Origin of the sequence: Nocardia wallacei, from assembly GCF_029869545.1 — a bacterium.
GTDB classification, from domain to species: Bacteria; Actinomycetota; Actinomycetes; order Mycobacteriales; family Mycobacteriaceae; genus Nocardia; species Nocardia wallacei_A.
In genome coordinates this window covers 20,716-29,876 of sequence record NZ_JARWQD010000348.1, presented here as the reverse complement: position 1 = coordinate 29,876, position 9,161 = coordinate 20,716, and the positions used below count along the sequence as shown (strand labels likewise).

The 9,161-nt window shown below is 69.3% G+C and carries 8 protein-coding genes; 1 reads left to right on the top strand and 7 read right to left on the bottom strand.

From position 1 onward, the window contains the following. Positions 1-303: 303 nt before the first annotated feature. The 4 genes from QH290_RS32030 to QH290_RS32015 form a co-directional block, all read right to left on the bottom strand. Positions 304-2,349, bottom strand: coding sequence for a CocE/NonD family hydrolase (locus tag QH290_RS32030; RefSeq protein ID WP_280386974.1), 2,046 nt, complete (start codon positions 2,347-2,349; stop codon positions 304-306). Positions 2,350-2,563: 214 nt separating this feature from the next. Continuing rightward, the gene (locus tag QH290_RS32025; protein ID WP_280386972.1) at positions 2,564-4,615 is read right to left on the bottom strand and encodes a CocE/NonD family hydrolase; all 2,052 of its coding nucleotides are present in this window, start codon (positions 4,613-4,615) and stop codon (positions 2,564-2,566) included. A 366-nt stretch (positions 4,616-4,981) separates the two neighbouring features. Further along, positions 4,982-5,719: a phosphoglyceromutase gene (locus QH290_RS32020; RefSeq protein ID WP_280268264.1), complete on the bottom strand. Its 738-nt coding sequence runs from the start codon at positions 5,717-5,719 to the stop codon at positions 4,982-4,984. 36 nt (positions 5,720-5,755) lie between these two features. After that, on the bottom strand, positions 5,756-5,932 hold the full coding sequence (locus tag QH290_RS32015; protein WP_280268263.1) for a KOW domain-containing RNA-binding protein: 177 nt from the start codon (positions 5,930-5,932) through the stop codon (positions 5,756-5,758). A 101-nt stretch (positions 5,933-6,033) separates the two neighbouring features. Here QH290_RS32015 and QH290_RS32010 point away from each other — a divergent pair, with 101 nt between their 5' ends. After that, complete coding sequence (locus QH290_RS32010; RefSeq protein WP_280386956.1) at positions 6,034-6,252, top strand: DUF4287 domain-containing protein; 219 nt, start codon at positions 6,034-6,036, stop codon at positions 6,250-6,252. A 5-nt stretch (positions 6,253-6,257) separates the two neighbouring features. Here the strand turns inward: QH290_RS32010 and QH290_RS32005 are convergent, their stop codons facing one another. From QH290_RS32005 to mshA, 3 genes are all read right to left on the bottom strand, one after another. After that, positions 6,258-7,163: an ROK family protein gene (locus QH290_RS32005; RefSeq protein ID WP_280268261.1), complete on the bottom strand. Its 906-nt coding sequence runs from the start codon at positions 7,161-7,163 to the stop codon at positions 6,258-6,260. Positions 7,164-7,295: 132 nt separating this feature from the next. Beyond that, positions 7,296-7,805, bottom strand: a complete 510-nt coding sequence (locus QH290_RS32000) for a type III secretion system chaperone family protein (protein ID WP_280268260.1) — start codon at positions 7,803-7,805, stop codon at positions 7,296-7,298. After that, positions 7,802-9,154, bottom strand: coding sequence for a D-inositol-3-phosphate glycosyltransferase (gene mshA / locus QH290_RS31995; RefSeq protein ID WP_280268259.1), 1,353 nt, complete (start codon positions 9,152-9,154; stop codon positions 7,802-7,804). Before mshA ends, QH290_RS32000 begins: the two co-directional genes overlap by 4 nt. Positions 9,155-9,161 lie beyond the last annotated feature (7 nt).

The window sequence follows — 9,161 nt, the reverse complement described above, 5'->3', positions numbered from 1 at the left end:
CCCCCCCGCCCCGGGCCCCTTCGGCGGGTGTTCGCGGTTTTTTACCCCCCCGCCCCCGGGGGGGGCCCCCCCCCCCCCCGCGGTGGCCTCCGGGTACGGACGACGATGCCGCACGCACATTTCGTTGTGGCACCGCGCATCTGGAGACCGCGCGAAGCCGACGTGAACTGTCTTCCCATTGTGCCCGGCTCGGGTGTGGAACACCGCTCCCCGGCGCGACTGTGATATCCACCTCAACCGTACGCGGGTCTACCAGATCGTGGCATCGTCCGGGTCCTGCGCCATGGGGCGCTGTGGGCGGCCTCACCAGGCTGGGTTGCCGCGTACCGGGAGGTGGATGTAGCTGGGGTCTGCCGGGTCGAGTTGTAGATGTTGGGGGCGGAGACCCGATTCGAGCAGGAGGGGGGTGGGTGGCAGGCCCTTCGGGAAGTTTCCGGCGAAGACGTCCACGCGCAGGCGATGTCCCGGCTGCAGGACCGCGTCCACCGCCGGGACCGCGATGTCGATCGGAGTGGGCTGGCCGGGCACGGTGGGCTGCCGGGTGTCCAGCGACAGATCCGGCACCGGATTGGTGTAGTCGCCATTGGCCGCCCGGGTGCTGCGCGACTCGTCGATGCTGCGCAGCGAGGCCATCAGCTGGCCGGTCGACAGCGCCGTCGAGCGGCCGTCCGGCGCCACATCGTTCACCGATACCATCCAGAAGCCGTCGGTGCCGTCCTGAATCGTGTTGAGACGCACCGACATCGGGCCCGCGATCGTGGTGGGCGCGGCGACCGGAGCACTGGTGAAGGTCAGCCCGCCGAGTTCGTGGATCCGGTCGTCCTCCGCGCAGCCGACGATGATCGCGGCCACACCGACGGTCTGCTGGGCGGCGTCGCGCGAGCAGAGCCCGGTCAGGCCCGGTGCCACGGTGAGCCGATCGATCCCGGGGCCCGGCTCGGTGAACAGCGATCCGTCGTGCACGCTGGTCGTCGTGGTGCCGCTGGGCGCGGCGGCCAGGTACATGCGCCGGTACTCCGACTCCGGCTCCGGCCGACCGAAGGTGGGCAGCGTGATCCAGCCCCCGCCCTGCTCCTGCACGGTGACCGGCCCGTACCGGTCGATGCCGTTGTCGATTCCCTTGAGCCACTTGTCGAACCACGCCCGCTGCAGCACGTCCATGCGCGGCGGCAGGCCGGGCCTGCCGGATTCGGCGCCGTTGTTGATGTGGTAGGTATCGCCCATCAGCAGCTGTTTCTGCCCGGGCGGCAACGTCATTCGGTCGTAGACCTCGGTCTGGGAGTTGACGAATACGTCGTGCCAGCCGCCGGTGACGAAGGTGGGGGCCGTGATCCGGGTCGGGTCGGTCTCCCACGCCTGCCGGGCCGGGCTGTTCTTGTCCAGCAGCTCCTGCACCTTCGGGCTCAGCTGCGAGATCTCCGGCGTGACGAAGACATTGATCAGCGCGTCGACGAAGGTGAACGGATCGGCCAGCCGATCGGCCAGCCACTTGGTGTCGAACCGTCCCTGGAACACCGAGGCGAGATCGGGGACCAGCTTGCCGCCGTTGACCGCGGCGAGCCACATGGGCATGAAGGTCGTCCCGATCGCCCCGCCGGGCGCGACCAGATCGCGAAACGGGTTGCGGCTGGGCACAACCGGGAAGATCGCCTTCAGGGCGGGCGGATTCTTCGCCGCCGCCTGCAACTGGTTGAGGCCGGAGTAGGACACGCCGTTCATGCCGATGTCGCCGGTGGACCACGGCTGCCGCGACGCCCAGTCGATCACCTCGACGGTGTCCTGCTGCTCGCGCTGCCGCAGGATGTCCCAGATCCCTTGGGAGAAGCCGGTTCCCCGGACATCGACCACCACCTGGGTATAGCCGCTCTTGATCAGCTGGCGGTCGGCGGTGAAGTTGCGCAGCAGGCCGCCGCCGAGAGCCTTTGTCAGATCGGTGATTCCGGAGAACGGCGTGCCCGACAGGTCGATATCGCGGGCGAGCTGCATGACCAGATCCGATACCCACGGGATCGACATCGCCGAATCACCGATCATGGAGCCCAATTTGGTGTACGGCGTGAGATTGACGACGGTCGGCGTCGGCGTCGCGATCGGACGGCCCGAGGCGTCGGCGGGGTGATAGACATTGGACTTCAGCACCGTTCCGTCACTCATGGTGATCGGGACGTCCCACTCGATGTAGACGTTCGGATACTGCTGCGGGCCGTCCTCGGTGGCTGCCCACGCCGCACCGGCGGCGCCGCCGTCGGGTCCGACGGGATCGGGCGCCGCGGCGGCGACGGGTGTCAGGAACGGGATCAGCGCGACGGCGGTGACGGCCACCAGCACGGCACGGAGGAGGTATCTCATCGCCCACCATTCGAACTGCGTCGGGAAACGGTCGCCGCTAACTTACGACGGAGTAACAAGCGCCAGAGACGAATCGGCGCAGAATCATCCGACTGCACAAACCGGACCCGGCCGGGCGGCACACAACGCCAAGGGAATTGGGCAGCGCGAACGAAAAAGGTCCCGGGGCGCACGCCGTTGTGCGCACCCGGGACGGTCGGGGTGTCCCCGAGATCTACCAGCCGGTGCGGCCCCGCACCGGAATGTTGACGAAGCTGGGCGCATTCGGATCCAGCTGCAGGTGCTGCGGTTTCAGGCCGGTATCGATCAGCATCGGCAGAATCGGCAGGCCCTTGGGGAAGTTACCGGCGAACACGTCCACCCGCAGCCGGTGGCCCGGCTGCAGCACCGCCTCGGTGGCGGGCAGCGCGATATCGAGCGTCGTCGCCTCGCCCGGCACGGTCGGCTGCCGCTTGTCCAGCGAGGTGTAGGCCCGCGGATCGGTGTAGTCGCCGTTGGCCGAGCGCGAGCTGCGCTCCTCGTCGACCTGGCGCAGCGAGGCCATCAGCTGGCCGGACGACAGCACGGTCGACTGTCCGTCGGGCGCGACGTCGTTGACGGTCGCCACCCAGTATCCGTCGGCGGCGTCCTGAACGGTGTTGAGCCGCACCGCGATCGGGCCGGAGATGGTGGTCGGTCCGGCGACCGGAGCGCTGGTGAAGGTGAGCCCGTTGGTCTCGGCCACTCGCGAGTCCTTGGCACAGCCGTCGATGATCGACAGCGCGCCCGCGGTCGCCTGCGCGGCATCGTTGGAGCACAGGGTGGTCAGGCCCGGCGCCACGCTCAAGCGGGCGGTGTCGCCGTTGGCCTCGGCGGTCAGCGACCCGTCGTAGAGACTGTCGGCGGTGCCACTTCGATTGGCGGACAGGTACATCCGGCGATGTTCGGCGGCCTGCTGCTCCGGGGCGGAAGGGCCGAACCCGTCCTGGGTGACCCAGCCGCCGCCCTGCTGGCGCAGCGTCACCGGGCCGTAGGTATCGATGCCGTTGTCGATTCCCTTGAGCCACTTGTCGAACCACGCGCGCTGCAGCACGTCCAGCCGCGGCGGCAGGCCCGGCTTGCCGTACTCGTTGCCGGAACTGACGTGATACGTGTTGCCCATGAAGAGCTGCTTCTGGCCCGGCGGCAGCGGAATCTCGTTGTAGATCTTGGATTCCGAGTAAGTGAACAGGTCGTGCCAGCCGCCGGTAACGAAGGTCGGAATGTCGATCTCGCTCGGATCACCAAGCCACGCCTGGCGTTCGGAGCTGAAGTCGTTGAGCATGCCCTTCACGCGCGGATCGAGGTCCTCCATCCGCGTGCTGGTGTAGGCGCTCAGCAGCACGTCCATGTAGGTCAGCGGGCTGTCGATGCGGTCGGTGAGCCACTGGGTGTCGAACTTGCCGTTCACGATCGACGCCAGGTCGGGCGCCCACTTCAGCGAGTTGATCGCGGTCAGCCACAGCGGGATGAAGTTGAAGCCGAAGCCGCCGCCGGGCGCCAGGACGTCGTCGACCAGGTCGCTGCCGGGCACCACCGGGAAGATCGCCTTCAGCGCGGCCGGATGCTTCTCGGCGGCCTGCACCTGGTTGATGCCGGAGTAGGAGATGCCGTTCATGCCGACCTTGCCGGTGGACCACGGCTGCCGCGACGCCCAGTCGATCACCTCGACGGTGTCCTGCTGTTCCCGGTCGCGCAGCATGTCCCACTCGCCCTGGGAGAAGCCGGTGCCGCGCACATCGACCACGACCTGGCTGTAGCCGCTCTTGATGAGCTGGCGGTCGACGGTGAAGTTGCGCAGCTCGCCGCCGCCGAAGGACTTGGTGAGGTCGGTGATGCCCGACAGCGGGGTGCCCGACAGGTCGATCTGCCGGAACAGGTTCAGCAGCGCGTCGGACAGGCCCGGGATCGACTGCGCGTGGTCGGCGAGATTGGAGACCAGCTTGGTGTACGGGGTGAGGTTGACGATGGTGGGCGTCTGCGTATCGGCGGGGCGGCCCGCGGCATCGGCGGGGCGGTACACGTTGCCCTTGAGCACCGTGCCGTCGCTCATCGTGATCGGCACATCCCAGTCGATGTGGATGTTCGGATACTGCTGCGGCCCATCCTGAGTCGCGGCCCAGGCCGCACCGGCGGCACCGCCGTCCGGACCGGTCGCGGTGGGTCCGGCGGAGGCCGTGGCGGTGAGGAAGGGGAACACCACGGTCGCGGCGACCGCCGCCACTGTGGCACGCAGCGCGTACTTCATCGGACGTGACCCGCCTCTCGAATTGGTCGAACGACCGGAAGTGTATCTACCGGCGAGTAAGTTGCAAACCGTCGGTTACGTCAACCGGAGCGGAAGTCTCTCACCAACTCACCATCTCCCGCGGCACGACGACCAGGCATTAAACCCCGCGAGCTTGCCTACCGAACGTTGCGCGCACCACCGCCTACCGGCCCGTACCCGACTGCCGCCACACCGGGGCCGAACCGAACCCGATCGGCAGCAATGCAATAGCTACGCTCCCGTAGGCGAGATGGACCTCACAAACCGACCCGTTCGAAACCATAGCGGAAGCCCCGGGAGCAGGCCCGGAAGATCGGGATGAGGCACGGAACTATCGGGCCGGGGCTACTTGCCGCCCTGCCCCGCGACCGCTGCCGCCCCGGCTGCGGCGGCCTCCGGATCCAAATACTCGCTCGGCCTCGTCGGGCGCAGGTTCTCGTCGAGTTCGTAGCGGAGGGGGATGCCGGTGGGGATGTTCAGACCGGCGATGTCCTCGTCCGAGATGTTGTCCAGGTGCTTGACCAGGGCACGCAGCGAATTGCCGTGCGCGGCAACGAGAACCGCCTTACCGGCCACCAGCTCCCGCGAGATGGTGGACTCCCAGTACGGGATCATGCGGGCGACGACGTCCTTCAGGCACTCGGTCTGCGGGACGTCGATTCCGGCGTAGCGCGGGTCGCCGTCCTGGCTGTACTCGCTGCCCGCCTCGATCGGCGGCGGGGGCGTGTCGTAGCTGCGGCGCCACAGCATGAACTGCTCGTCGCCGTACTTGTCGCGCACCTGCGCCTTGTTCTTGCCCTGCAGGGCGCCGTAGTGGCGCTCGTTGAGCCGCCAGTCGCGCACCACCGGAATCCAGTGCCGGTCCGCGGCGTCCAGGGCGATATTGGCGGTGCTGATCGCGCGGCGCAGCAGCGAGGTGTAGACGATGTCGGGCAGGATCCCGTGCTCGGCCAGCAGCTCACCGGCGCGCTTGCCCTCGGCCATGCCCTTGTCGGTCAGATGAACGTCCACCCAGCCGGTGAACAGGTTCAGGGCGTTCCATTCGCTCTCGCCGTGGCGCAGCAGCACGAGGGTGTACGTCATGCGGGTCATGCTAACCCGCGGCGGTGGCGCGCCCGGCTACGCCCATTCGACCTCGTCGAACTCGACCAGCACGCCGTGGCGGCCGCCCTGCACGCGCACGTCCAGCCGCAGCTCCCGGCGCTGGGCGTCGACCTCGGTGACCACGCCGCAGACGCCCTGGAGCGGGCCGGTCGGCACGAAAACCACATCACCCGGAGTGAATTCGGCAGCCACCCGTCCGAAAGTAGCTCGTGACAGCACCGGCAGCGCCACGTCGGCGTAAACCCGCGTGTCGCCGACGACGAATTCACGGGCCCCGCGTCGTCCTACCCCGCATGAGCACGACACAGAGCAAGTCCGCGCCGGTGAAGGGCCCCGCCTCCTACTTCCCCTCGATCGAGAAGAAGTACGGCAGGCCCATCGAGCAATGGCTCGAGCTGATCCGCGCCTCGAAGCTGACCAGGCATTCGGACCTGGTGGGCTGGCTGAAGGGTGAGTACGGCCTCGGCCACGGGCACGCCAACGCTTTGGTGGCCTACGTCCGCGCGGCCTGAGCCGCTCAGTCGTATTCGTCGGCGGTCGCGTGACCTGCGGCGAGCACACCCGCGCCGACCAGGGTGGCGCCGTCGGGAATGCGCGACCGCACCACCCGCAGGTCGCGGGTGAAGTCCAGGCGGGCATGGGTGGCGACGGCCGCGTGCAGCGGATCCCACAGCGGCGCACCGGATTCGGCGAATCCGCCACCGATCACGACCCGATCGATATCCAGCAGCGCCGCGGCCGACGAAATCGCCTGTCCCAGAGCGGTTCCGGCGCGGCGCATGGCGGCCACCGCGATCGGGACACCGGCGTGGGCGTCGCGCGCCAGCTCCATCCCGGTCTCGCCCGGCCACCCCTGCTCCCGCGCCCAGCGCGCCGACGACATCCCGCTGGCGACCGCCTCGACGCATCCGACACCGCCGCAGCCGCACGGCACGTCCCAGCCCGGCACCACGATGTGGCCGACGTGACCCGCATTTCCGGTGCGGCCCACCGCGACTCGGCCGTCGCTGATGATGCCGCCGCCGATGCCCGACGACACCGTCATGGCGAGTCCGTCGCGCACCCCGCGCAGCCCGCCGACATGATGTTCGGCCAGGGCCAGGCAGGCGCCGTCGATGGCGAAGCGGATCACGGCCGCCGGGAACAGCTCCTGTACGGACGCGACGATGGGGAAGCCGGACCGCCACTCCGGAATGTTCAGCGGCGCAGTGATTCCCGACCGCACGTCCACCGGCCCCGCCGAGCCGATGCCGACCGCGGTCACCCGCGCCTCCCCGGCCACCTCCCGCAGCAGGTCGCGGCACACCTCCCACACCGACTCCGGCGGCACCGCCGCCCGCCGCACCTCACGCACCGTCCGCCCCGCGTGCACCACCCCCGCCGCGAACTTCGTAGCCCCGATATCCAAAGCCAAGACCGTCATACCCACGCCGCCTTCTGTCGTGCCCGTCCCAGCCAGCATTCTCACACCCTTCCCGCACCACTTACGTGTTCGCGCACCGTCTGCAAGGCCCTGGAAGGCGTGCGGGATCGCGGAGCGGGTGCGGGAAGTGGGTCAGGAGTCGTCGGTGTCGACGAGGTGTTCGAAGGCGCGGAGGTTTTTGAGGGATTCGCCGCGGGAGACGCGCCATTTCCATTCGCGGCGAATGGATTCGGCGAAGCCGAGTTCCAATAGCACGTTGAAGTCGGCGTCTACGGCCTCGAGGATCTGGCCGAAGATGCGGTCCAGTTCGTCGGGCGTGACGGCGTGGGTGGCGACGCGGCCGACCATGTAGATGTCGCCGACGCGGTCGAGGGTGTAGGCGACGCCGTACAGGCGGCGGTTGCGGCGCAGCAGGAATTTGTAGACGCCCTCGAAGTTCTCGTCCGGTTTGCGGCAGACGAAGCATTCGACGCGCATCCCGTGCTTGCCGACGGTCAGCATCACGGTGGTCTTCAGCTTGCGCTCACCCGGCAGGACCACGATGAACGTATCCTCGCCCTCGCGGGTGTAGTCCATCTCGCGCTCGCGCAGGGTGTCCTCGATCAGCTGCGCGGTGGTCGCGATCGGGTTCGGGTCCGTCATCGGCGTACCACTCCCATCCGGCGCCGCCACAGCGCCCGCGACCTGGCCTGATTACTGTCGGTCTGCAACGTACCCGCCAGGCGCGAACGTATGCCCCGGTACCCCGACAGTGTCTGGGAGTAGCTGTCCAGCAGGCCCTCGGCGGTGTGCTCCCAGGAGAAGTTGGCGGCGTGCTCGACCGCGGCCGTGCCCATGCGGCGCAGCCCGGCCGGATCGTCGAGCAGCGAACCCAGCGCCGCCGCCCAGTCGCCCGCGCGATGGCCCGGCACCAGCAGCCCCGATACCCCGTCGCGCACCGCGGTCCCCAGCCCGCCCACGTGCGCGGCCAGCACCGGCGTGCCGCTGGCCTGGGCCTCGAGGGCCACCAGGCCGAACGATTCGTTGTAGCTGGGCACGGCCACCAGATCGGCGGCCCGGTACACCTGCACCAGCCGGTCCGGCGGCTGCGGCGGCAGGAAGGTCACCCGGTCGGCGATGCCGAGGGCCGCGGCCAGCTCGATCAGCGCGTCCGGGCGTTCCAGGCCGGTGCCCGACGGGCCGCCCACGATGAGCACGCGCACGGCGCGGTGGGGCTGGGCCCGCAGCACCTGCGCGGCGGCGTGCACCAGCACGTCAGGGGCCTTCAGCGGCTGGATGCGGCCGACGAACGCGACGATCTGCTCGGCCGGGTCCAGGCCGAGTTCGGCGCGCGCGGCGACTCGGTCGCCGGGGTGGTAACGGGTCAGGTCGGCGCCCGGCAGGACCACATCGATCCGCTCGGCGTCGGCGCCGTACAGCTCGACCAGCTGACGGGCCTCCTCGCCGGTGTTGGCGACCAGCCGGTCGGCCTCGGAGACGATCTGCTTCTCGCCGATCTCGCGGGCGGGCGGCTCGGGGGTGTCGCCCTCGGCGAGATAGGCGTTCTTGACCGCGGCCAGCGTGTGCGCGGTGTGCACCAGCGGCACCCGCCAGCGGTCGCGAGCCAGCCAGCCGACCTGGCCGGACAGCCAGTAGTGCGAGTGGATCAGGTCGTAGTGCCCAGGCAGCTGCCGCGCCTCCTGCCGCAGCACCTCCGCGGCGAACGGGCACAGCTGCGTGGGCAGGTCGTGCTTGTCGAGCCCCTCGAACGGCCCCGCCACCACGTGCCGCACCAGCACGCCCGGGGCGGCCTCGACGACCGGCTCGTCGTTGGAGGAGGTGGCGCGGGTGAAGATCTCCACCTCCACACCGCGGCGGGCCAGCTGCACGGCGGTCTGCAGCACGTAGACGTTCATGCCGCCCGCGTCGCCGGTGCCCGGCTGGGCCAGGGGTGAGGTGTGCACCGACAACACGGCGATCCGATGGGGCCGTAGGTCCGTGCGTTGACTCACCTCTCCA